Here is a 24297-nt window from a genome sequence, read left to right as displayed (position 1 = left end):
GCTGCCCCACTCAGACCCGAGCCTGGTTTGTCTCTTGCGGAAAGTGCCGCATCCAGGCCTTGCGTAGCAGGTGCGGCACGACCAGGCGCAGCGGCATGCGCAGCACATGCGATCTGACATAAAGCACCCATCGGGCGACGCGGGTCCAGCGGCTGTCACAACTCGGATGGTCGGGCCGCAAGGCCAGGCCCAGCAGCCATCCCATCAGCACTTTTGACGCAGCACCGGGTCCGTTGGCTTCAATGCGGTGAGCCACCTCAGAAGGCGCAGTGAAGCCAAAGAGCCGCCGCAAATGGAGGTGCGCGTGGTGAAGCGGTATCTGCAGGCCAAGCACCTCGGCCCGCTCGATCAACTCGGACCAGAATTCGGGCTGCACCTGGAAGTGCTCGATCAAATCCCGAAGGTCAAGCAGGTCTCGCAAGCCATGGCCGAACTCCCCCTCCTGAAACAGGTGGACAGCACTGTGCAACACCATGTCGGTGGGCATCAGCACCTTGAAACCGGGTCGGCCCCGGATCTCGACTGCGCGCGCCATCAGGCTGCTACCCTCCACCTTGAAGCGGGAGGTCGGTGGCGTGATGGTGTGATGCAGATCGAGATAGGTGTCGCGCTGCACATGGCGCAAGGGGGGCACCTCATGCATCCACTCCCGGTAGTAGCGTTGGTTGTAGGGGTCGCGCTCCTCGGATATCCAGCCGGCAGCGAACAGGGCCCCCTCCACTTCGGCGATGCGCTCCTTGGGCACCATGATGTCGATATCGGCGAACAGGCGGCCTTCCCCGGGTGGCAGGCCAGCCATCAGGTAGGCCGCGCCCTTGAGTAGCACCACCGGGACATCCAGCGCGCCCAGCGCTCGGCGCAGGCAATCCACCTCCCACTGAACCTCATGCCGCTGACGATCGGCAAGGCGCTGGGCGCCCTCCAGATAGGGCCGCGCAAGCGGCAGCACCGTCTGCTCGGCGTCGGGGCCCAGCAGGTGCCGCGCCAAGCGGGACAACAGCCTGGCCTGCCTTGCCTGCCCCAGCAAGTCCTCCCAGTCGCGATGGCTCTTGGGCAGGGTCTCTTGCGTGCCTGACCAGATCGGACTCAACAGGTCACGGCTCATTCGCCAGACTCCTGTCGCGCCAAGCTGTCGAACAAGGCCACCGCGTCATTCAGCTGACTGTATTCAAAGGTGTAGCACTGGCAGGCGTCGACCAAGTCCGACAGGCACTCGAATCCCGGTAGGCCCTGCACCATGTAATTGAACGAATTTCGCCCCAGATCCAGCAAGCTACCGGCTCTTGAACGCGGTGCCAAAGCTGCCGGAGCATCGGCGACATACTTGGGGAAGATGATCCATCGTGGGCGAGCCGTTTCCGCCATGCGGGCCACGTGCGCCGGGTCGGCCTTCATATGCGTCACCGATCCCTTGGAGGTGTCGTGTGTCACCACGTTGAAGACGGCCTCAGGCGCATAAGCCTTCATGATGTCAATCGATCGATTCTTCAAGCTGATCGGGCGGCACAGCGGCGTGAGGCTACCGTCGGTCAAAGAGATCAAGGCAAGCTCATCCGACAACAGACGCCAGCCACGACTGACGAGCCCGGCGCACAGCGTGCTTTTGCCCGACCCGGGCGGCGCTGGCATGATGACAGCGCAACCATTGCGCTCAATCACTGCGGCATGCAGGGTCAGGTATTGATGGGCCTGGCTGGAAATGCACCAGTTCATCGCCCACTCGAACAGCGGAAAGGCGTGATCAATTGGCAATGGCTCAAACGGCAAGGCACCGTCATAGGTGAACAGCACCTGCGGCCGCAGCCGGCGCAAGAGGCCGCCCGGCCGCGCCAAGGTGACGGTGAAGTCGGCAAATTCAGCGCTGTCAAGCACCGGGTAGTGCCCATAGAGCAGCTCAAGGCCGCGAGCGACCGCGTCAATGGGCGTCAGCACGCGTGTGGTGAAGGGCCCCGTGCGCAGCAAAAGACCCTCACCCCGGAGCCGCCGCAACAACTCGCTCGCACCCAACTCCGCCAGCCTCATCGCGGGAGCACCTCGATCAGGCCAAGCGACTGAAGATTTGACACGCCTGTCTGCAGCTCCGCCTCTGACAAATCGAGGCATTGCCCATCCAGGCCGTGAAGAAATCGGATCACCTGCTCCATGTCCGATGGGCTGTCCTGAATGCACATCAGGGCCGCAGCCTGGACGGCAGTCAACAAATGGGTCTGGCCGGAAGTCTGCTCAAAGACGACCCACTCCGCATCGAAATTCCGCCAGTGCAGGATCACCAGCGCGTTCAGCGCCCAAACCAAGCAAACTTCTCCATAAGTTACACGTCACTTGACAGCGACGGACTGTAACTCACAGATTCTCCATATAGGACTTGAAGAAGTTCAGCGCGTTGTTGTAACCGGTGGTGCTCTTGCCGAGGTTGTAGAAGGCGATGACTTCGGAGGTCGAGTAGGGGAACATGATGCCGCTTCCGGTCGGGCCACCGAGCGCGTTCAACCAGGCGCAAACCCAGTGGCACTCATCCGAGTTGGGAAACCCGTCGACGGCTTCGAAGAGGGTTGCCACCACCATCGAATGGTAGGTGATGACTGTCTTCGTGCCATCCGCCGCAGTAGAACTCGATGCCGCATTGCTCTGGTAGGACCGAAAGTAACTCGTCGTCGTGGTCTTGTTTGGTTTTGTGACAACCGTCTTGTACTTGTAAACCTTTAGGGTCGAACTGCCACAGACGGAGGTGATCGGCGCATCAGCATTGCAGTTGCTCGGCCAGTTTGCCCGATTCTTGTATTTGCCAGGGCTATAGCCGTTGCAAGGATTGGTTGTCGGCGGCTTGGAGTGAACGCCCGACTGCATCCCTGAAACGCTGCAAATCTGACCGTTTCGAACCAGCGTGGTTGTCGCGAGTGTCTGAATTGGCACCGTTGCAGCGGCCAATACCGCCGACCCCTTGCCCAGGCTCTTGATCAGAAGCTGCCTGCGTTCCAGCGCTCCTGACGACATGGCAGCTGGTCGGCTTTGTCCGGATGCCTTCCCAGGCGCGTCTTCCTCAGACCTTGAAAACGGATTCTTCTCAGACATGTTGGCATCCTTGCGGGCCCCACAGGCCCTGAATATGAGATCGTTCCATCAACTTACGCAAGTTTCGTGCCCCGCTATCTGCTCGCCAAATTCTTCCGAATATTCAACGACTTAGCTAACACGTCATGCAGTCGCAGCGATAACGATAACCGAACGATGCACTCATTGTAAGGAAAGTCGACGAGGCAAAACCCCGCCGCCCCTCAACTCGGGGGGAACCCGTAGCTTAGGCCATCAGGGTTCGCTCAAGAGTTCACGAACAAAGCTGACCGGGATCGCATAGCTGATGCCAGAAGGGTGAGTCAGCGCCGTTTCCTTGCTCCCCTTGACCAGCACCATATTGACGACCCCAACAACCCCGCCAGTCTCAGCGTCGAACACCGGCCCGCCACTATTGCCCGGATAGGCAGTCGCGTCGAGTTGCAGGATGTTGAAGCTGCCTTGACGGAGTCGCCGAATCGCACGCTCATTCAACTGAGAGGATCCGCCAGCCGGCAAGGCAATGGGCGTGACGGCGGCGATGATGCCTCGGTGGGTGACCGGAGAAAAACCCAGGGCACCTCCGATTGGGAAGCCCATCAACGCAATTGACAGTCCTTCGCGAGGGTGAGCTGGATCTGCCAGTTGAAGTGCAGGCAGCGCCGGGCCCTCGAATCGCAACAACGCCAGATCGCTGGCCTTGTCCACGCGGATGATACGGGCGGCCGCGATCTCAGAATCTCGCGCATCGATCCCACGCCGCAGCAGCACGACCAGCTTAACGTCACGCTCTGCCGAGGCGGCATCTGGCAGGACATGGGCATTCGTCACCAAGAGATTGCCGTCCCCGACGACAAACCCCGTGCCACGAAAGCCGAATCGTGGGCTGCTCAGGCTGTTGAAGGTGCCTACCGCCAAAACCGAGGGCTTGACCTGCGAAATCACCTCCACCAAGCCGGCGTGGGCGGCATTCATAAGCAGCAGGCCAAGGCCCGCACCCAACAGCACCGTCAGAACTGATTGAAGAGCGCCTCGGCAAAGGGGGGCGGCCGATGTGGGCATCATCGCGCCGCAATGCTCGACGCCATATGGTCCGTCACTTCGTCCAGTCCACCCAGGTCACTGTGAATCTGCCCCTCTTCAAGCGCCTTGACGCAGCGTGCCCAGGTAAGGTCGGAGTCATCCAGTCTGAAGCCATAGAAGTGCGTGAACTCCGCTCGCTTGTGCCGCACCACGGTCGCCCGGACCTTGGAGCGCTCATCCTCGCCCAACTCGATAAGTGCCACGCCACTTTGAGTCAGCGGCAGTTCGGCACGACACTCCGCCTGAAAGCCTGACATTGACACCTCGATCACCGTCAGCTCGTAACGGACGGGTCCGTCGCCACTTGTGAACTCTATCCCTCCCGGGCATTTGATGGAGTAGCGCTGGTGCTGGCGCAAGGGATGGTGCAATTCCAACTCATCCGGGATGTCGGGCAACACCTTTTGATAGTCCGGCAGGTTGTAGATGGACTTGAGGAGCAGCTTTTTCCGGAAGTCCAGGCTTTCGAAACCAGAATGTACCTGGTTGAAGAAGTGATCGAGCACGTCCACGCTCATTACCGGATCATTGGTTGTGAAGTACTTGCGAATCGGCTTCTTGATATTGGGAAGTCGAGTTTCGACAAAGTACTTGTAAAGATTCTTCTTCTCACGCCGACGCCCGTAGACTGACTTGAACAGGCCTGCGGCGGAGTGCAAATCCAGCGTCGCACCTACCGCGGGGGCCCCATTAGCGAAATCGTAGTTATTGACGGTATTTTCCTGCAGCCGCTCGAAGAACAACAGCGACTCATACATTTCAATTCGATTTGGATTGACAGCAATGACCAGATGACGGGTGTCAAAGAACTCCGTACAGTACTCGTACATGAATTTCATCAGCGGGAACAGTATGGCCCCGCCGGTCTTGCGAAAGTCAGGATGAACAGCCAAAGCGGAAATCTCTGCAATATTCCCTTCCTTGGCCCGGACCTGTGACAGGTCAAACACGGACTGAAGCGGGAAGCCGAACACGCCCTCACGAATGATAGAGATGGTGCCGACCACCTCGCCGTCAAACTTCGCACAGAGCGTGGTCGTCGTCGGCAAGGCGTGGTACATGGTGACCCGCATGCCGGACGGGTCGGGCTTCATGAAGCCACTCGAAACATAGGCATCGTGCAAGATGCGAAAGCAGGCCTCGAGCTCCTGCTTGGTGTCGGCAATCTTGAGTTGCAGACGGCTGTCAGGCGCGGGGTCGCAATCAACCATGGCCCGAAAGACAGCGAAGCGCAGGGTCCGCGGCAGTACGGCGAAAGCTCGGCGCGTGGTCTGATGCAGGAACTTGCGCAGGTGGGAGCGAAGTGATTTTTTCATATTCCGCCCCTATGCTTGTAAACCATCGCGTGATATGCGATCAGGTTCCGAGTGCCTTGAGTAGTTTCGCCACCTCATCCTGTCCTTCGAACTTATCCCCAAGTTTGGTCAGCTGCTCGAGCTCGACCTTCGCCTGGGTTTTTTGGCCTCCGCTGATATAGATCTTGGCCAGGTTGAGGCGATAGGAGGGAGAACTTGGCTGCAGGACCAAGGCCTTCTTCTGTATTTCGACAGCTTTGGCGTGCTGTTTTTCCGCTGACAAAACCATAGCCAATGTATCGAGGAAGGGAGGCTGGTCTGGCTGGAGCTTGTTGGCTTGCTCGGCCAAGGCCAAAGCACCGGGCTTGTTAAGCTTGACATATATCCATGCCAGATTGTTAATGGCAGAGGCGTTATCAGGCAGCAGTTTTTTAACTGCCAAGTAGCGACTCTCAGCCATTACGTAGTTGCCCGTGCTCAAAGCAACATCGCCAAGATAGTAGAAAAATGCAGCGTCATTCGGATGCTCTTTTATCCATTTTGACGCAAATCGCTCAGCTTCATCACTCCGTTTTGCGGCCCGCAATACAGTGTGATACTTGGCCGCCAGCTCGCTGCTCGCTCCCTTTTTTTCGAGCCCAGCCTTGTACGCAAGTGCCGCTCCTTCCCAATTCTTGAGCGATATCTGAAGATCGCCCTCAAACATCTGCCCTATGGGGTCGGTCGCCCGCTGGCTCTGAACACTTTGTATCGTTGCTTTCGCCTCCTTGGCCCGTCCCGCGCTCATGTCCATCTGGATCAAGCCACGCTGTGCCGGCAAGTAGTCAGGCTTGATGGCCAACGCCCGCTTGAGGCTTTGTGCAGCAGCATCGTTGTCCTTGTTGGCAATCTGCGCCCCAGCCAAGCGCACATATGCCTGCGGCGCCTGCGGGGTCAAACCGACCAACTTGTTGAACGAATTGATCGCCTGATTGATGTCGCCGTTCGATTGCTGGATGCGCCCGAGCATATCCAGGACTTCCGGGCTTTGCGGCAAGGCCGCGACCGCATCTTGAGCGGACGAAAGAGCTTGCCTGCTGTCCTTGTTCCTGACCTGGTATTCGATCAGGGCCAGCCGCGGCGTCGGCTCTGACGGGTTGAGCTTGATAGCACTGTTCAGCAAACCCATTACCTCTTCCTTGCCCGCGCCGGCATCCATTCGCAGCTGAGCAATCGAAAGCAAGGCCTGGATGTTCTTCGGATCCGCCGCCAGTACTTTGTCGAACCGCGACTTGGCTTGGTCGGGCCTTTTCTCATCGAGATCCATGGTGGCCAATCTCGCGGCGGCCGGGAAGTAGACGGGGTCGATTTCCAAGGCCCGTTCGAAGCTCTTGCGCGCCATATCCAGATTTTTCTGCGCGAGGTACAGGCGCCCACGCAGCTCTGCCGCCAATGGCTTGTCGGGCTGCTTCTTTTCCAGCGCGACGGTCGCCTTCAGGGCAGCATCAAGCTCGCCCCGGCGCAGGTGCGCGTTGATCAAGGCCATGTCTGCGGTAATTCCCTTGTCAGAGGCGGACAAGGTCTGCAGCTCACCGAACGCGGCCTCGACATTGCCCTTGGCCAGCTGCGACAAGGCGAGCGCCGTGCGGCTGCGGGCATCGTCGGGATTCGCCTTGGTCGCCCGCGTAAAATAAATCTCCGCCTTCTGATTGTCTCCGGTGCGCAAGTACACCTCGGCGGCCAGCGCCAGCGACTCGGCGTCCGCATCGACCTTCTCGAGCAAGGGCTGAATAGCCGCGAGTGCCTTCGCTGGTTGACCGGACCTCAGATAGGTCTGCACCAGCAGGCGGCGCGTCAGTACCTGGGCCGGGGCCATCTGGAGCGACTTGCTGAGGTAGATCTCCGCCTGCAGCGTCGACCTGGCCTGCAACTCAAGCAGCCCAGCAAGCTGGAGCACTCGAGCATTGTCTGGCGCGACCTTCAGCAACTGCTGCACAACCTCCCTCGACTCCTTGTAAGCATGGTTCTCGAAGGCGAGCACGGCTTCGAAGTACTTCGTCTGGGGATGCCCAGGGGCGACCTTCTTCAAGGCATCCAGCTGTGTCCGCGCGGCCTTGATGTCTTTTTGACCCAGCAGCACGCTGAGCGCGCCAGCATGGGCCTCCAGATTGCCGGCCTTCAGAGCAATCGCCTTTTGATAGCCCTCCAAGGCCCCCTTCCTGTCGGCTTTCGCGTACAGCAAAAGATCTGCCTTCAGCTGCCAGGCCCGATCAGAACTGGGATGCCCCAGCAATGCGGCGTCGACAGTGGAGAAAGCACTGTCAAAGTCAGCTCGGCCCGCCTTCATGCGTGCCGACAGCAACTGGGCGGGCAGGTAGTTCGGCATGGCCGTGAGCGCATCGGCAAGACTGGCCTCGGCAGCATCCCGCTTGCCCTGCTTGGCATAGGCAGAGGCCAGCGAGGTCTTCAGGCTGGCCACAGCCGCAGGGTCAGTGAGCGCTGTGGCAGCGTACTGATCGATCACTGCCGCATGCTGGCCCCTCAGCGTCATGATCTCGGCCAGCAGCGGGATGATCTTGGCGTCGGGAAACTGCAGTGCCAAGGCCTTGCGGAGTTCGACATCGGCCGCCACCAGATCGCCAGACTTGAACAGCGTCTCGCCCAGAACAAAGCGAATCTCCGCCGAGTCCGGAGCCTTCTGCAGCGCGTTCTTCAGCTGGATCACTGCGGCATTGGTGTCATTCTTCTCGAGGTAGCCCTTGGCGGAAGCCAACATAGCGTCCGGGTCGCCTCGTCCGCATCCCGCCAGCAGCAATGAGCCCATCGCCAGGGCCAGGACCCAACGCAAATTCTTAGTATTTTTTTTCACAAGCGGTCCATATGTCTTGAAGATGAGTGGTCACTTGATGACCAGGCGATTCATCAAATCGTACAAGGTCGGCCGACTCACACCCAACAGTTCGGATGCCTTGGCAATATTGCCATTGGTACGGGCCAGCGCACTGACAATGGCCTCGCGCTCGGCTTTCTCACGCACGGTGCGCAAGTCCAGCACACCCTTTTCGCCTTCATCAAGCAACGTCTCCGGGCTGGGCAGGCCGATGTCGTCGCAGCCGACCCGGTTACCGTCGGCCATGATGCTGGCCCGCTTCACTGCGTTGAGCAGTTCACGCACGTTGCCCGGCCAGGTGTAAGTGTCGATGGCGGTGAGTGCATCCTCGCTGATCTGCATCGGCCCGCGATGCTGCTCCTGCGCAAAACGCTTAAGGAAGGCATGCGCCAGCAGTACGGCGTCGCCACGTCGGGCTCGTAGCGGGGGGATATCAATCACAATCTCGGCCAGGCGGTAGTACAGGTCCTCTCTGAAGCTGCCCTCCTTGATGCGCCCCCGGAGGTCTTGATGGGTGGCACAGACGACGCGGACATCGATAGAAATCTCCTGCCGTCCGCCCACTCGTTCGATGGTCCGTTCCTGCAGGAAGCGCAGCAGCTTCGATTGCAAGGACAGGGGCAGGTCACCGATCTCGTCGAGCATCAGGGTCCCGCCATTGGCGACCTCGATCTTGCCCACCGTGGTTTTGCCGGCCCCGGTGAACGCACCCTTCTCGTAGCCGAACAACTCGCTCTCGAGCAAATTCTCGGGGATGGCGGCACAGTTGATGGCAATGAACTTGCCGCTGCGCTTGGAGGCCTGATGAAGCCCCTGCGCCAGCACTTCCTTGCCGGTGCCGCTCTCACCCAGCAGCATCACGCTGGCGTTGCTGGGCGCAACCTTTTCGATCGTTCGGCAGATGCGCAACATATCGGCGTCACGCGTCAGCAGACCCGACAACGCGTCAGGCTGATGCAGGCTCTGCAATCGCTGGTTCTCGCTCTGCAGCTCGAACAGCCGGAATGCCCGGTCTATGGTCAAGCCGAGCAGATCGGGGTCGAAGGGTTTGGCAAAGAAGTCATAGGCGCCGAGGGCGATGGCGCGCAGTGCGTTGGCTTGGTCGTTCTGCCCGGTGAGGACGATGACCTTGACCATTGGATCGATGTTGAGCATGTCGCGCAAGAGCTTGAAGCCCTCGGACACCGAGTCCGGGTCAGGCGGCAGACCCAGATCCATCGTCACAACCGCAGGGGTGTGCCGCCGGAACTGCAGCAGAGCACTGGCCGCGTCATTGGCAGTGACCGACTCGAACCGGTCAAGCGACCACTTGATCTGCTTTTGCAGCGCCAAGTCATCTTCCACGATCAGCAGCTGAGGTAGTTTTTCCATATTTTTCTTTAATGCTCGCTCAGCATGCTCAGATCGGAATCTTGAAAGGCCTCGAATAGAGGCAAGAGTATGGTCACAACGGTGCCCTGGTTCAATTCACTGTCAACCGAAATACTGCCACCCAATTCACGCAGATACTGGAAACTTTCGTAGGCACCGATCCCCATGCCATTGCTCTTGGTGGTTTGAAAGGGTTTGAACAGACGGTCCCGGATGAAGTCGCGCGACATCCCTTGCCCCGTGTCGCCGACTTCTACCCTCGCCTGCCCTCCTGAGCGATCAAGTCTGAGCCACACCCGGCCTTCGGCAGCGGTTGCATCAAATGCGTTCTGGACAACGTGCCCTAACACCCTCTCGACCCGCTCATCATGCCCGCGGGTCACCACCCGCTCAACGACCTGCAGATCCAGCACCCTCCCCCGGCTTTGGGCGACCTGGGCCAGCCTGTGCACGATTGGAGCCAGGTCCACACCGCTGACGCCTCCAGGCGGCCGCTCGCCCTCGCGCAGCTGCAGCATCAACTGGCGCATCTTCTCCAATGAGTTCTCCACTGTGGCCAGCATGTCCTGCTGGAACTCGGGATTGCCATGAAGGCGTTTCGCGTTGCGCATCATCAGAGACAACTGCGTGACAATGTTCTTCAGGTCGTGAACCACAAAAGCCGACATGCGGTTGAACGCGTCGAACTTGCGGGCCTCCAGCAAGGCTTCCGTCGCGTGCATTTGCGCCAGATAGCTGGCTGCCTGCCGGCTCGCGGTCTTGAGCAGATCTCGAACCTCCCAGTTCACTTCGATCGAGGTGCGTGCCTTGGCCAGCACGGCAAGGCCCATCAATTCCTCGCCGACGATCAGCGGCACAACCAGCCAGTACTGCGGGTTGGACAGAAGCCAGGCCGGCACTTCGAACTGCTTCTCTGCATCAGGCGAGGCCCTGTGCTCATCCAGATCAACGATCCACTCGCGGCTCTCCAGGAACTTCACAAAACCTGAGTCGGCAGGCGTGCTCTCGATCGACGAAGGCAGATTCCATTGCGCTGTCTGGGTCAGCTCCGTGCGCCCGGCGCCACGGGTCCAGAGGCAACCCCCAGGACTCTCGACAAAATTGGCGAGACCTCTCACCACCAGGCCCCCCACCTCCTGCGGCGAGCTCTTCACTGAAAGCATCGAGGTGAAGCGCAGCCATTCCTCTCGATAGTCATAGCGGTAGCTGAAAAAGTGCTTGCCAACAAAAACGCGAAGCTTGGCCCGCATTGCGCCCGAAAAGACGATCATCGCCAGCGTCACCAGCGCGATGAAGAGCAGGCCCAGTTGCAGCGCCCGTCCCCAGTCCCCACCGGTGAATCGGACGTAGTAGCCGACCCCTGAGACGAACAGCAGGTAGACGCCGGCCAGCAGCAGCGTGGCCGAGTGAAAGGCGGCGGCTCGGGACACCTGAAGCTTGCCGATCCAATCTGCATGGCGCTTGGAGGCCACATACAGGAGCGGCACCGACAAGGCATGGATGCCCCCACGAATGCTGACAGCATCCGCGTCGAAGCGTCCGAACATCATGGCCTGCGAATAGAAATACAGGTCGAAGACAAAGGCAAAACCAAGGCCGAAGCACACAGGCTTGGCATTCCACCGGGAATCGTCGGAAACATTGCGAAACAGCTGCTCGATCAGTATCAAACCGAAGACTGGCAGGGCAAGCAGGGCATACAGACCCATACGGTCCAAGCCCGGTGAGCGGAGCAAACCCAGCTCCTTGCCCAGCAATACTGCAACGCACAGCCCGAGCAAGAGGGCTGCGCAAAGCAGCAGCAGCTTGCCCCCCTTGCCGGAGGCCCTGAACCCCTGCGGGCTCAACAGCGCCAGCACAAATGCAAACCAGCAGGCATAGCGCAGCAGGTCGCTGAACTCATTGAGCACGGGCAACCAAGCGCCCTGCCAGTACTGCATCGCGAAGCCCGACCAGGCCCAAATCGAGCCTGCGACGATGCCGGCAGCAAACGCCATCGCCGCACGACTGCTGGAGATCCAGGCCAAACGCGTCTGTAGCAGGCGCGCCGCAAAGACCGTGTGAACGAGAGCGGCGAGCAAATACCCGAACGCAGCCAAGTCAATGGCGCTTGTATCCATACCGCTAACGAAGCAGGCTCATAAGAGTCCCGAGAAGATGCCGCATCCCGCGGCATCCTTGTGCTTCAGCGGGCCCCTTTGCCGGTCAAAACCACGGCAACCGTCTCGAACATCACCACCAAGTCCAGGAACAGGGTGTGGTTCTTGACATAGTAAAGATCGTACTGCAGTTTCTCGATGGAATCTTCCATCGTGGAACCGTACTGATAGCGAACCTGAGCCCAGCCTGTGACCCCCGGCTTGACGCTGTGACGAACAGCGTAGTACGGAATCTCGCGGGTCAGCTCATCAACGAAGTAAGGACGCTCGGGACGCGGGCCCACCAGGCTCATCTCGCCCTTCAGCACATTGAACAGCTGCGGCAATTCATCAATGCGAACCTTGCGGATGAAGTTGCCGATACGGGTGACGCGGTCGTCATTTGCAGCGGCCCAGCGTGGCTTGCCATCCTTTTCCGCGTCTGTTCGCATGCTGCGGAACTTGATCACGTTGAAGGTCGTGTTATTGAGACCCACGCGTTCCTGGCGGTAGAGCACGGGACCGCGGCTTTCCAGGCGAATGGCAATGGCCGTGATCAGCATCAACGGCGCCGTCATGACAATCATCAGCAGCGAGCAAAGAACGTCGAACACGCGCTTGCCAAAGGTCCGGAAAGCCCCTTGATTGAAACCGTCGCCGAAGATCAGCCAACCGGCGTTCACGTGGCTCACCTTGATCTGACCCAGGGTCTTCTCAAAGTAGGTTGCAATGTCAACCACGCGGATGCCATTGATCTTGCAATCAAGCAACTGACGCAGCGGCATGCTGCCACCACGGCGCTCCGACAGCGCCACCACGATTTCGTCGACGCCGTGCTTGATGGCCGTATCGATCAGACTTGCCTGGTCGTTCAGCACCTGGGCCAGCGGCACTTCGGCGTGTTCCTCGTTCGGGCCCGGGAAATAGCCCACGATGTTGGCATGTGGATCGGCGCCCTTCAGCGTCTGGCCAACCAAGCTTGCCACGGCGCCCGACCCAAAGATCAGGATCTGGGTGCCGGCTTTGGACTTGGAAGAGGCGTGAGCCGCGTAAACGCGGTGGACCATGACTGCTGCCACCAGCGTCATAGCTGCCAGTTTGATGGCCTCCTGGCCATTCACCGAACTCGGCAGGAAGCTGAAAATGCCGTAAGCAAGCGGCAGAGCGAGCAACAAGGCCAGCACCGCGCGGGCAACCGATTGGTTCAATGAACGATTGTGGGAGGGCTGATAGAAGCCGGAGGCCGAGTTGATGACAAACATGCAGGCGGCAAGGGAGAGGCCATGAGTCGTCGCCAACGGCACCGCGAGAGCCGGCCCATCCACCTTGAGCAAGACGATGCCCACGACCGCAAATACAATCAACCCGAGGTCGAAGAATATTTGCAGCAGGGTTCGCCTGTGCAGGTAATGATTGAAAACTCTGATCATCTGATCTTCCCCTCGGCTGCGCACCGAATGACTTTTATCTGTCGAATTTCGCTTTTCGGCCCAGCCGTCTCAGGTACCGACTCGGAACTCACATCGGCCCGCATCGGACCTGGTGAAAACCCCAATATCCTGGGTGGCTTGAACCGCTTGTTTCGAGCACCAACAAACTGTTGCCTGAAGCTTTTGACGTGTCCGATCATGCAGAGGAAAGGCCCCCTTGAAAGCCCCCGCTTTGAGGGGGTACACCACGGGTTTCATGCGGTTTTTCACGGTGGTCTGGCCATGCATTGCGCACGGTCAACAAGCACCTTCGACGCCCCCCAAGCGGCCACCGTGCGATAGATCACGTTCAGCGAAAAGCCGGTATCACCAAGGCACTTCTACTTGCGACAACAGCAACAAAACGGGGAAGGCAAAAAAAAGCGCCCGCCGAAGCGGGCGCCTGATCAATCAGACGGATCTGTGATCAGCGAACCACAGCGATCTGGTCGCGGGCACCGCCCTTGTAGGTGAACAGGGTCAGCGCGCCATTCTTGATGTCGCCCTTGTTGTCGAACGAGATCGTGCCCGTCACACCCTTGTAACCTTCGGTCTTGGCCAGCACCGGCAGATACTTGGCCGGCTCGGCCGAGTTGGCCTTGACCATGGCGGCAACCATCACATTCACGGCGTCATAGACGTACGGTGCGTAGATCTGCACGTCAACCTTGTACTTGGCCTTGAACTTGGCCTTGAAGTCGTCCATCGACTTCTTGGACTCGCCCTCGACGCCACCGGCTTCGGCACAGACGACCTGGCCGTCACCCATGGTGCCGGCGGCCAGCTTGGGCAACTCGCCCGAGCAGATGCCGTCGCCGCCAACAAACTTCGCGTCGATGCCCAGCTGCTTCATCTGGCGCAGCATCGGGCCGGCCACAGCGTCCATGCCGCCGAAGAAGACCACATCGGGCTTCTTGGCCTTCAAGGAGGTCAGGATGGCGGTGAAGTCCGTTGCCTTGTCGTTGGTGAACTCACGGCCAACCACCTTGCCGCCAGCGCCCTTGACGCCTTTTTCGAACTCGTCGGCAACGCCCTGGCCGTAGGCCGTGCGGTCATCGATCACTGCGATCGAGGTGCCCTTGAGCTCCTTGACCGAGTACTTGCCAAGGGTGCCGCCCAGATGCACGTCGTCAGCCACCACGCGGAAGGTGGTCTTGTAGCCGTTGCGGGTGAACTTGGGGTTGGTCGCCGAAGGCGAGACCTGCGGGATGCCGGCGTCGCTGTAGACCTTGGAGGCCGGAATCGAGGTACCGGAATTCAGGTGACCGACCACGCCATTGACCTTGGAGTCAACCAGCTTCTGGGCGGCTGCCGTGCCTTGCTTGGGATCGCCAGCGTCATCTTCGGCCAGCAGTTCGAACTTGGCCTTCTTGCCGCCGATCATCACGCCCTTGGCGTTCAGTTCCTCGATGGCCAGGCGGGCGCCCAGCTCATTGTCCTTGCCCAGGTGGGCAATCGCGCCGCTGGTAGGACCCACGTGGCCGATCTTGACGACCAGCTCTTGCGACATCGCGGTACCGCTCAGGGCGATAGCGACGGCACCAACGATCACATTCAACTTAGCTTGCATGAATAACCTCCAGGTTTGTATGCAGAGAGTGAAATCTGTTGAATTCTCAACGCTGGGTAACATACCCTAAATCAGGGGGGTTCTCCATGGGGAATCCATGGGGGCCCAACACTTGCTTGCACAAGCCCAAATAACCCCTGCTCCGCGCAGAGCTTTCAACCGAGCCGGGACTTGCGGCCCCGCACTCAACGCGCGAACTAGCGTGCGCGCTGACGTGCCAGTTCCTGGGCGACGGCGCGAGCGACCACATCGCGCAAGGTCGAGGCCAGTTCGGTACGGGCTTCGCGTATCAACATGTCACAGACACGGGCCAGCGCCGGCGACAGCGCCTCGCGCAGGCGGTACTCCAGCATCAGGTCCACCTGGCGCTGCAGGTCCACCAGCACGTGCTGGGTGATGCGCGCTTCGACCACGGCCGGATCTTCCTGCTCGGCCTGCAGGATCGGCGCCGGTCCGGGCTCGACGGCAATTTCCATCTCACGCTCCGCCTCCCCCTCGACCAGCACCTCGGTCAAGGTCGGCACGGCGCGCGGCGGCGTGGAGGCTGAACTCATGCTTTGACCTCGTGATGCTTCACGTTCAGTCCCTGACTTCGATACTGCTTGAATCGACCGCGACCGCCGCTGGCATCCATCGCATCGGTGGACACCACCTCCAGCACGCGGTCAAAGGCCTCGAAGCCGGGCACCAGCTCGTCACCCAGATTGAGCAGCACGTCATGGTGCGGCGCCAGGTCGGCCTGCTCCACAAGCCAGACCGGCGTGGCCTGCATGGCCGGGGTCAAGGCCTGACCCTTGTCGGGCCCCCAGCGCAGATGCGGAACAAACTCCGTGGCCTCGAAGGTCCACAGCGCCTTGTCCAGCCTGTCCAGCACGGGCGCGGGCGCACACACGGTGACCTTGGCGCCCTGCAGCACCGCCTTGCGCAGGAGCCGGCAGGCGTAGTCGATGCGCCCGGACACGCCGGTATAGAAGCTGACTTCCGTCATGCCCTGTACCGGCTGTACCTTGACAAGCGAGCGCTCAACGAACCTGCGACAGCACGAAGTGCGTCAGCAGACCCACCGGGCGGCCGGTAGCCCCCTTGGCGGCGCCCGAGTTCCAGGCCGTGCCGGCCACGTCCAGATGGCCCCAGCGATACTTGGCCGTGAAGCGTTGCAGGAACTTCGCGGCGGTGATCGAGCCACCGGCGCGGCCGGCGATATTCGGCACATCGGCGAAGTTGCTCTTCAGGCCTTCGGCATATTCCTCGTCAAGCGGCATGCGCCAGCAGGGATCCAGCGCGTCCTGACCGGCCTTGTCCAGCGCCGCGGCCAGCTCATCGTCGGACGCATACATGCCACTGCGCACGCCGCCCAGGGCGATCACGCAGGCGCCGGTCAGCGTCGCGATGTCCACCACGACGGCGGGCTTGAAGCGTTCGGCATAGGTCAAGGCGTCGCACAGGATCAGGCGGCCTTCGGCGTCGGTGTTGAGGATTTCTATCGTCTGCCCCGACATCGAGGTCACCACATCGCCGGGCTTGATGGCGCGGCCGCTGGGCATGTTCTCGCAGGCGGCGATGATGAACACCACGTTGATCTTGGGCTTGAGCTCACCGAGCGCGCGCAGGCTGCCCAGCACACTCGCCGCGCCGCCCATGTCGAACTTCATCTCGTCCATTTCGGCGCCGGGCTTCAGGGAAATGCCACCGGTGTCGAAGGTGATGCCCTTGCCCACCAGCACCACCGGCGCCTGGGTCTTGGCCGCGCCGTTGTAGTGCGCGACGATGAACTTCAGGGGTTCATCCGAGCCCTGGGCGACGGCCAGGAAGGCGCCCATGCCCAGCTTCTCGACTGCCTTGCGGTCCAGCGCCTCGACCTTCATGCCATAGCTGCCGCCCACCGTCTTGACCTGCTCGGCCAGATAGGTCGGAGTGCAATAGTTGCCCGGGCGGTTCGCCGCCTCCTTGGCCAGCTCGACGCCGGCAGCAATCGCCTGGCCGCGGGCCAGACCGGCCTTCAGCGCCTTGACCTCTTCCTTGTCGCACAGGAAGCTCAGCTTGGCCAGCTCCAGGCTTTTGCTGGCGCTGGGCTTGGTGTGGGTGTAAAGATAGTTGGCATCGGCGGCGGCCAGCACGGTGGCTTCGGCAACGGCCTCGTCCAGGGCCTTGAAACCGAACAGCGCCAGCGCCACATGCTTGGCGCCACGGTGCTTCAGCTGGGCCAGGCCGGCGGTGACGCCGGAGCGCACGGCCTTGGCCGTGTCCTTGCCGACAGCCACAAACACCACGCGGGCAGCCTTCACGCCGACGGGGCGGTGCAGGTACAGCGCGCGGCCGGCCTTGAACTCGAAGTCGCCCTGCTTGACAGCGTCCTTGAGCAGGGCGCCGAGCTTGGCATCGAGGTGCGCGGGCACCGATTCGCCGGCCACGAGTATCAACATGGCGTCTGCGGCGGTGGCCGAGATTGCCTCTGGAGTGCTTGCCTGGGTACGGAAGTCCATAATGTCGCCAATTAGAAAAAGTGCCGCGATGTTATTCGATTCCACAGTACGCCGAGAGCTAGCCCGCAGTTTCGGCGTGACCCTGGTGGTGATACTCACCATCGTGCTGACAATGATGCTGATTCGCACCCTGGGCCAGGCCGCCGGGGGCAATGTCGCGCCCCAGGACGTGGTGCTGCTGATGGGCTATGCGGCGCTGGGCCACCTGCCGACGATGCTGAGCCTGTCGCTGTTCATCTCGGTGGTCGTGGCCCTGGGCCGCATGTACCGCGAGAGCGAGATGACCGTCTGGTTCAGCGCGGGCGTCGGCCTGAACCGCTTCGTGCGCCCGGTGCTGCGCATGGCCTGGCCGGTGCTGCTGGTGGTGGTGGTGCTGGAGCTGGTGGTCTGGCCCTGGGGCAACCGCAACAGCGCCCAGCTGCGCGAACGCTATGAGAAGCGCTCCGATCTGTCACGGGTGGCGCCGGGCCAGTTCCAGACCTCGCGCGATGGCTCAAGGGTGTTCTTCATCGAACGCGACAGCGAGGACGGCCGCACCGGCCGCAATGTCTTCATCCTCACCAGCAATCCGGATGCCGAAGCCGTGACCTCGTCGCGCCAGGGTCATATCGAGCTGGTCGGCGACGACCGCTTCCTGGTGCTCGACAAGGGTCAGCGCAACGAGTTGCAGCTCAAGACCGGCGAGAAGTCGCTGGCCCGCTTCGACAACTACCGCGTGCTCGTTGATCAGCAGGCGCTGCGCGCGGCCGAGCAGTTGCCGCCCAAGGCAATGTCCACGCTGGACCTGCTGGCCACACCGCTGCCGCGCAATCTGGGTGAACTGACCTGGCGCCTGGGCATCATCTTCGGTGGCCTGAACCTGGTGCTGCTGGGCATCGGCCTGTCGGCCAGCAACCCACGCCGCGCCAACAACTGGAACCTGCTGTTTGCCGTGTTGAGCTTTGTCGTCTATTTCAATCTGATCAATCTGTCGCAGGCCTGGGTCGCCAGCGGCCGCATGGAAATGCCAGCCGCCCTGGCCATCGTCCATGGCAGCGCCTTCCTGCTCGGTGTGGCGCTGATTTGGTGGCGCGACCATGGCCGGATGTTCTCGCGCCGCCGCAGCAGCCCCAGCAGGAGCACGACATGAGGACGGTGCGCAGGCTGCTCTACCGCGACATCGTCGGCTCGGTACTGTTCGTCGTGCTGGCCTTTCTGTCGCTGTTCTTCTTCATCGACTTTGTCGACGAAATGGACCGCGTCGGCCGCAAGGGCTTCACCGCAGGCCATGCCGCCTACCTCGCCCTGCTGGAGGTGCCCGGGCACTTCTACGAACTGTTCCCGATTGCGGTGCTGATCGGCAGCATCTTCTCGCTGGCCCGCATGGCGCAATCCAGCGAGTACACGATTCTGCGCACCGGCGGGCTGGGGCCAGGTCGTGCGCTGGCCCTGCTGGCCACGCTGGCGCTGGGGTTTGCGGCCATCACCTTTGTGGTGGGCGACTATGTGGCGCCGCTGTTCGACCAGCGCGCCGAGCACACGCGCGCCGAGTTCTCGGGCGGCATCGCGGCCGGACGCAGCGGCACCTGGCTGAAGGACCGGCGCGAGACCCCGGACGGTGAGCGCAATTTCTCGGTCAATGTGAGCCGCGCCGGTGCCGGCGGCCAGCTCGACGGCGTACGCATCTTCGAGTTCGACGCCGATGGCCGCCTGCTGGGCCGCACCGAGGCCGAGCATGCGGTGGTCGATGCCCGAGGGCTGTGGACACTGAGTCGGGTGAAGGAGACGCGCTGGTTCCCTTCGCAGGGCCTGGCCAGCGCCGACAATGCCCGCGTCACCGAGACCGCCAGTGCCGAGGCGCAATGGCAGAGCAGCCTGAACGCCGGGGTGGTCGCCGCGGCGGTGCTGCCGGCCGGCGTGATGTCCACCGCCGAGCTGTACCGCTACACCCGCCATCTGTCGGCCCACGAGCAGTCGGCCCAGGCCCATGAGATCCAGTTCTGGCGCAAGGCACTCTATCCGGCGGCCTGCATCGTGATGGTGGCGCTCGCCCTGCCCTTCGCATACCTGAATGCGCGGGGCGGCGGCATCAGCCTGAAGGTGTTTGGCGGCATCATGCTGGGCATCAGCTTTGTCTTGATGAACAACGTGGCCGGCCACCTCGGCCAGTTGCAGAACTGGACGCCCTGGGCCGTGGCAGCCACGCCCAGCCTGATCTATCTCCTGCTCTCGCTGGGTGCCTTCACCTGGCTGGTGCGCTATCGCTGAAGCCATGAAACCTGTGACCGGATTGCTGCTCATCGCCCATGGTGCCCGTGACCCGACCTGGGCCACACCGTTCCAGGAGGTGGTGCGGCGCATCCGGCTCAGCCAGCCGGAGTTGCAGGTCGCCTTGTCCTTTCTTGAGTTCATGAGTCCGGGCATCGAGGAGGCCGGCCACGGCCTGGTGGCGGCCGGTTGCACCGAAGTCCACGTCGTGCCGATGTTCCTGGGCGCCAGCGGCCATGTGCGGCGAGATGTGCCGCCACTGATCGAACGCCTGGGCCTGCATTACGGCAGCAAGGTGGTCTGGACCCAGCATGTCGCGCTCGGCGAGGCCGATGCGGTGATGCAGGCCATGGCCGACACTACGCTGGCCTGGCTGGCAGCGGCCCAGACTTCCCGCGAGGCGCCATGAATCTGCACCAGTTCAGATTTGTCCAGGAGGCGGTGCGCCGCAACCTCAACCTGACCGAAACCGCCAAGGCGCTCTACACCTCGCAGCCTGGCGTGTCCAAGGCCATTCTGGAATTCGAGGAAGAGCTGGGCATCGACATCTTCTCCCGCCACGGCAAGCGGCTGCGCCGCGTCACCGAGCCCGGCGAGCAGGTGCTGAAGGCGATCGAGATCATCATGCGCGAGGTCGGCAACTTGAAGCGCATCGGCGAGGAGTACTCGAAGCGCGACGCCGGCCGCCTGTCGATTGCCACCACCCACACCCAGGCCCGCTATGTGCTGCCGGCGCCGGTGACCAAGCTGCGCAAGCAGTTCCCGCAGGTGCAGGTCAGCCTGCACCAGGGCAGCCCGGACCAGGTCGTGCGCATGCTGCAGGAAGAGAGCGCCGATGTAGGCCTCGCCACCGAGTCGCTGAGCCTGTTCGACGACCTGGTCTCCCTGCCCTGCTACGAATGGCAGCATGTGCTGGTGGTGCCCGCCGACCACCCGCTGGCCCAGGTCGAGCGGCCGACGCTGGAGCAACTGGCCGGCGAGCCCATCATCACCTACCACCCCAGCTTCACCGGCCGCACCCGCATCGACAAGGCCTTTGCCGCCCGCCACCTGACGCCCAGCGTCGTGCTCGAAGCGATCGACTCCGATGTCATCAAGACCTATGTGCGCTTAGGCATGGGCATTGGCATCGTGGCCGAGATGGCGGTGCGTGAAGACCCGCCCGGCGGCGAACTGGTGTCGCGCCCGCTGGGCCATCTGTTCGGCCAGAACGTGGCCCGCATTGCCTTCAAGAAGGGTGCATATCTGCGCAACTTCGTCTATGTGTTCGCCGAGGCCTTGTCCGACCGGCTGAGCCGCAGCCTGCTGGAGCGGGCGATGAGCGGCAACAGCTCCGACTATGAACTCTGACTTTTCATGACTTTCAATCCCACTCTGCAAAGCCGCCTGCCCCAGGTCGGCACCACCATCTTCACCGTCATGTCCGCGCTGGCGCAGCGCCATGACGCGGTCAATCTGGGCCAGGGCTTTCCTGACTTCGGCTGCGACCCCAGGCTGATAGACGCCGTCGATGAGGCAATGCGTGCTGGCTTGAACCAGTACCCCCCGATGACCGGTGTGCCGCAGCTGCGCGAGGCCATTGCCTCAAAGCTGCAAGCGCTGTACGGCCGCGACTACGACGCCGGCAGCGAGATCACCATTACCGCAGGCGCCACGCAGGCCATCTTCACCACCCTGCTGGCCATCGTCCACCCGGGCGACGAGGTGATCGTGCTGGAGCCCTGTTACGACAGCTATGCGCCGAATATCGAGATGGCGGGTGGCGTTGTCGTGCGCGTGCCGCTGACGCCGGGTACGTTCAAGCCCGACTTCGAGCGGCTGGCAGCGGCCCTCACCCCTCGCACCCGGGCGCTGATCATCAACAGCCCGCACAACCCCAGCGGCACAGTCTGGTCGGCCGAGGACATGCAGCGCCTGGCCGATCTGCTGCGCCCCACCGAGGTGATGCTAATCAGCGACGAGGTCTATGAGCACATGGTGTTCGACGGCGCCAGGCACTTGAGTGCCGCGCAATGGCCCGATCTGGCCGAGCGAGCCTTCATCGTCTCCAGCTTCGGCAAGACCTATCACGTCACCGGCTGGAAGGTCGGCTTCGTGGCGGCACCGGCGGCGCTGTCGCTGGAATTCCGCAAGCAGCACCAGTACAACGTGTTCACCGTCAACACGCCGGTGCAGCATGGCCTGGCGGCCTTCATGGCCGACCCCGAGCCCTATCTGGCCTTGAGCGACTTCTACCAGCAAAAGCGCGATCTGTTCCGTGCCGGGCTGGCGCGCACGCCGTTCAAGCTGCTGCCCTGCGAGGGCAGCTATTTCCAGTGCGTGGACTATTCGGGCTTGAGCGATCTGGACGACCAGGCCTATTGCGAATGGCTGACGGCCGAACTGAAGGTGGCGGCGATTCCGCTGTCGGCCTTCTATGCCCAGGGCACGGCGCAGCGGGTGATACGCTTTTGCTTCGCCAAGAAGGACGAGACGCTGAACCTTGCTTTGGAACGTCTCGGTCGGCTGTAGCCCTACAGCTTGCTGTCCCCGCCGACGCTGATGTCCAGGTCCAGCGCGCCGAAGCGGCTGCGCGGCCCGTCCACTTGCACCGGCAAGGTGGCCATCATGGCGGTGGCCAGCGGCGAATCACCGGGCTGATCCAGCGGCAGGAAGACGTCCACCTCGTTGCCGCGCACCTCATGCTCGGACAGGTCACGCGCCACCGCGTAAAGCAACAGCATGTCCAGGTAGGCGGCAATGTCCATGCTGTTGGCTGGCTGCGGGTCACCGTCGCCGGCCTCACGACCCTGCGGACGTACCAGCAGGCGCTGCAGCGTGTCCATGCTGGAACCATGATCGGTCCATTGCCGCTGCAGCCGCGCCAGCACCGCGGGATAGGCCTGCAGGCCATGGGGCGCGTCGGGGTCTGCGTCCCAGGCCGGCGGCAGCACGCCAAAGTGCTGCGTGAGCGCCTCGCCGGTCAGCGCATAGGCCGCCACATCGCCGCGGCGCCGGTGGATCTCCAGCAGCTTCAGATGGGGCAGAGCACTGCCGCCGTGATGAGCCTGAACATGGCCCTGCAGCAGCTCGATCGCCGCCTCGTCCTGGCCCAGCACGACGAAGAACTCGGCCTGCTGCTCCAGATCGATCAGTTCCTCGGCCGACACCTGGTGCGCCCCGAACGCCGAGCGCGCGAAGTCGCTGTGCAGCTCGGGTTCAGACTGGTCGAGTCCGGTGGCCGGTGCGCTCAAATCGGCGACCGAAATATCGGGCAGGTACTTGGCGGCGACAAAATCCGGGGCGGCGCTGACACGGGCGAAGGCCTGCGTCTGTTCGTGCAAGGGAATCGCGGGCTCGCGCGAGGCTCGCAGCACCTGCTGGACCTCCGCCGGCAGCGCGTCCGTCTGTCCGTCGTCCATGGGAACGGGCGCCAAGGCCATCGGCTCGGGTGCCGCGGGGCTGACCGGCGCCATCACCGCAGCGGGCAGCGGGAGGGGCGCTGCAGACGAGGCAACCGGGCTGGCGACAGCAGCAGCAGGACTTCCGGCCTCCTGCTTCAGCACATGGCCGGCCGCCTCGGGCGAGTCCCACCAGGCCATCTCGCGCTGATGCAATTCGCGCTCGCGCAGCCGCCAGAGGTAGAGGCAGGCCGCCCCCAGCAGCAAGGCCAACACCCCGAGGCCATAGATCAGCGAATTCGGCGATCTATCCTGCTGCGCCTGTTGCAACTGCAAGCGCAAGGCGGCCAGCGATTCGTTGGTCTGTTTGGCTTCGCTGCGCAGCTGGGCCAGACTTGCTTCCAACTGGCGCAGGCGCTGTGCCTCTGGTGATTCGCCCCCTGCCGCCTGCGAAGCCGCCTGCGCCAGCAGCGCCGCCACATCAACCGCGCTGGCCGCGGCCGGGGCGACGACCGCCTGTGGCGCATCGAGCCGGAGCCGACCGGAGGGCGCACTGGCTCTCGCCGCAGCCACATCGCGTGCCGCGGGTTTGCCTGCGGTGTCACCAGTCTTGGGCTGAGCGGGCTGCACCGCAGCATCGGGCAGGCCCTGGGTATCGGCCGTCAGCCGCACCACCCGCGGCTTGGAACGCGGCATCGGCACCGAGGGCTTGGCGCTTGAGCGCGCCGGCTCAATACCGGCCTGCGCCAGCTGCGGCGCTGTGATTGCGGCCGGCGCGCGGCGGATCGGTGCCTCAACCGCAGCCGGTGCCGGCGGCGGCAACTGTGCCAGTTGGGGCGTCGGCGCGGGTGCCTGCGTCGGGGCCGGGTCGATGAAGGCAACGAACTGGCGAGTCAGACGGGCAGGGCAACCGACGGCAAGATTGACCACCACCACCGGCTCTTCCACCGGCTGCAGGGTGATCACCCGCAAGGCGCGGGGCGCGCCGTCGCTGGCGTTTTCGAACACCACCCGCACCAGCGGCGCGGGCAGGCGGGAGTCACCCACCAGCACCTCGGCGCTGACGCATTCGGGTGCCAGCGGCTCATCGGCATCGAGCCGCAAAGGCACAATCAGGTTCAGTGACTGCCCCAGTGACGATGCCGTCACCGGCCGGCCCAAGCCCACCGCGACGGCCGGCTCAACAGCGGCAGCCAGGCTGGCCGCCAACACCAGGGCACGAAGACTGCTGCGCTTGCACGCTCTTAGGCGCGCGGGGAGGGCTCGGTTCATGCCGGAGTCTGCTGTCATTTTGCCCAGCACTCTAGCATGGAAGATACATCTGCTCACCAATGGGAAACA

Annotated in this window: 20 protein-coding genes; 5 read left to right on the top strand and 15 right to left on the bottom strand. The window is 62.3% G+C overall.

Translation table 11 applies throughout. The annotated features are described in order from the left end of the window. Positions 1–10: 10 nt before the first annotated feature. From DES47_RS03280 to DES47_RS03215, 14 genes are all read right to left on the bottom strand, one after another. The gene (locus tag DES47_RS03280; RefSeq protein ID WP_133699211.1) at positions 11–1105 is read right to left on the bottom strand and encodes a nucleotidyltransferase domain-containing protein; all 1095 of its coding nucleotides are present in this window, start codon (positions 1103–1105) and stop codon (positions 11–13) included. Further along, positions 1102–2022: an HprK-related kinase A gene (locus tag DES47_RS03275; protein WP_133699210.1), complete on the bottom strand. Its 921-nt coding sequence runs from the start codon at positions 2020–2022 to the stop codon at positions 1102–1104. Before DES47_RS03275 ends, DES47_RS03280 begins: the two co-directional genes overlap by 4 nt. Next, on the bottom strand, positions 2019–2294 hold the full coding sequence (locus tag DES47_RS03270; RefSeq protein WP_133699209.1) for an HPr-rel-A system PqqD family peptide chaperone: 276 nt from the start codon (positions 2292–2294) through the stop codon (positions 2019–2021). The genes DES47_RS03275 and DES47_RS03270 overlap by 4 nt, the downstream gene beginning before the upstream one ends. Positions 2295–2343: 49 nt before the next feature. Next, positions 2344–3072: a hypothetical protein gene (locus tag DES47_RS03265; RefSeq protein WP_133699208.1), complete on the bottom strand. Its 729-nt coding sequence runs from the start codon at positions 3070–3072 to the stop codon at positions 2344–2346. A gap of 234 nt (positions 3073–3306) precedes the next feature. Next, positions 3307–4116 carry a S1 family peptidase gene (locus DES47_RS03260; protein ID WP_133699207.1) on the bottom strand — a complete coding sequence of 270 codons (810 nt, stop codon included), beginning with the start codon at positions 4114–4116 and terminating at the stop codon, positions 3307–3309. Further along, positions 4113–5450 carry a GNAT family N-acetyltransferase gene (locus DES47_RS03255; protein ID WP_133699206.1) on the bottom strand — a complete coding sequence of 446 codons (1338 nt, stop codon included), beginning with the start codon at positions 5448–5450 and terminating at the stop codon, positions 4113–4115. The genes DES47_RS03260 and DES47_RS03255 overlap by 4 nt, the downstream gene beginning before the upstream one ends. A gap of 40 nt (positions 5451–5490) precedes the next feature. After that, positions 5491–8277: an XrtA/PEP-CTERM system TPR-repeat protein PrsT gene (gene prsT / locus DES47_RS03250; RefSeq protein WP_133699205.1), complete on the bottom strand. Its 2787-nt coding sequence runs from the start codon at positions 8275–8277 to the stop codon at positions 5491–5493. Positions 8278–8307: 30 nt separating this feature from the next. After that, the gene (gene prsR / locus DES47_RS03245) at positions 8308–9669 is read right to left on the bottom strand and encodes a PEP-CTERM-box response regulator transcription factor (RefSeq protein WP_133699204.1); all 1362 of its coding nucleotides are present in this window, start codon (positions 9667–9669) and stop codon (positions 8308–8310) included. An 8-nt stretch (positions 9670–9677) separates the two neighbouring features. Next, positions 9678–11789 (bottom strand): XrtA/PEP-CTERM system histidine kinase PrsK, encoded by a 2112-nt coding sequence (prsK, locus tag DES47_RS03240; protein ID WP_133699203.1) that lies wholly within the window; start codon positions 11787–11789, stop codon positions 9678–9680. A gap of 65 nt (positions 11790–11854) precedes the next feature. After that, the gene (locus DES47_RS03235) at positions 11855–13237 is read right to left on the bottom strand and encodes a TIGR03013 family XrtA/PEP-CTERM system glycosyltransferase (RefSeq protein ID WP_133699202.1); all 1383 of its coding nucleotides are present in this window, start codon (positions 13235–13237) and stop codon (positions 11855–11857) included. A gap of 466 nt (positions 13238–13703) precedes the next feature. After that, positions 13704–14846 (bottom strand): branched-chain amino acid ABC transporter substrate-binding protein, encoded by a 1143-nt coding sequence (locus DES47_RS03230; RefSeq protein WP_133699201.1) that lies wholly within the window; start codon positions 14844–14846, stop codon positions 13704–13706. Between the two features lie 197 nt (positions 14847–15043). Beyond that, on the bottom strand, positions 15044–15400 hold the full coding sequence (locus DES47_RS03225) for a hypothetical protein (protein WP_133699200.1): 357 nt from the start codon (positions 15398–15400) through the stop codon (positions 15044–15046). Next, positions 15397–15834: a DNA polymerase III subunit chi gene (locus tag DES47_RS03220; RefSeq protein WP_133699199.1), complete on the bottom strand. Its 438-nt coding sequence runs from the start codon at positions 15832–15834 to the stop codon at positions 15397–15399. Before DES47_RS03220 ends, DES47_RS03225 begins: the two co-directional genes overlap by 4 nt. A gap of 34 nt (positions 15835–15868) precedes the next feature. Beyond that, complete coding sequence (locus DES47_RS03215; RefSeq protein WP_133699198.1) at positions 15869–17329, bottom strand: leucyl aminopeptidase; 1461 nt, start codon at positions 17327–17329, stop codon at positions 15869–15871. Positions 17330–17357: 28 nt separating this feature from the next. Between DES47_RS03215 and lptF the strand changes: the two genes are divergently transcribed. From lptF to DES47_RS03190, 5 genes are read left to right on the top strand one after another with little or no spacing between them, the layout of a single operon-like run. Then, a complete protein-coding gene (gene lptF / locus DES47_RS03210) occupies positions 17358–18458 on the top strand; it encodes an LPS export ABC transporter permease LptF (protein ID WP_133699197.1) in 1101 nt (366 codons plus the stop codon). Next, positions 18455–19576 (top strand): LPS export ABC transporter permease LptG, encoded by a 1122-nt coding sequence (gene lptG / locus DES47_RS03205; protein ID WP_133699196.1) that lies wholly within the window; start codon positions 18455–18457, stop codon positions 19574–19576. The genes lptF and lptG overlap by 4 nt, the downstream gene beginning before the upstream one ends. Positions 19577–19580: 4 nt before the next feature. After that, a complete protein-coding gene (locus DES47_RS03200) occupies positions 19581–19985 on the top strand; it encodes a sirohydrochlorin chelatase (protein WP_133699195.1) in 405 nt (134 codons plus the stop codon). Beyond that, entirely contained in the window at positions 19982–20926 is a 945-nt protein-coding gene (locus DES47_RS03195; protein ID WP_133699194.1) for a CysB family HTH-type transcriptional regulator, read from the top strand. The genes DES47_RS03200 and DES47_RS03195 overlap by 4 nt, the downstream gene beginning before the upstream one ends. A gap of 6 nt (positions 20927–20932) precedes the next feature. Beyond that, positions 20933–22087, top strand: a complete 1155-nt coding sequence (locus DES47_RS03190; RefSeq protein WP_133699193.1) for a pyridoxal phosphate-dependent aminotransferase — start codon at positions 20933–20935, stop codon at positions 22085–22087. Between the two features lie 2 nt (positions 22088–22089). On the opposite strand, the gene DES47_RS03185 is transcribed toward DES47_RS03190, so the two are convergent. Further along, the gene (locus DES47_RS03185; RefSeq protein ID WP_133699192.1) at positions 22090–24228 is read right to left on the bottom strand and encodes a type IV pilus assembly protein FimV; all 2139 of its coding nucleotides are present in this window, start codon (positions 24226–24228) and stop codon (positions 22090–22092) included. Positions 24229–24297 lie beyond the last annotated feature (69 nt).

Origin of the sequence: Roseateles toxinivorans (genome assembly GCF_004362525.1) — a bacterium.
GTDB lineage: Bacteria > Pseudomonadota > Gammaproteobacteria > Burkholderiales > Burkholderiaceae_C > Paucibacter > Paucibacter toxinivorans.
Note: the sequence above shows the minus strand (reverse complement) of the source record. Positions and strands in the feature narration are given on the sequence as shown.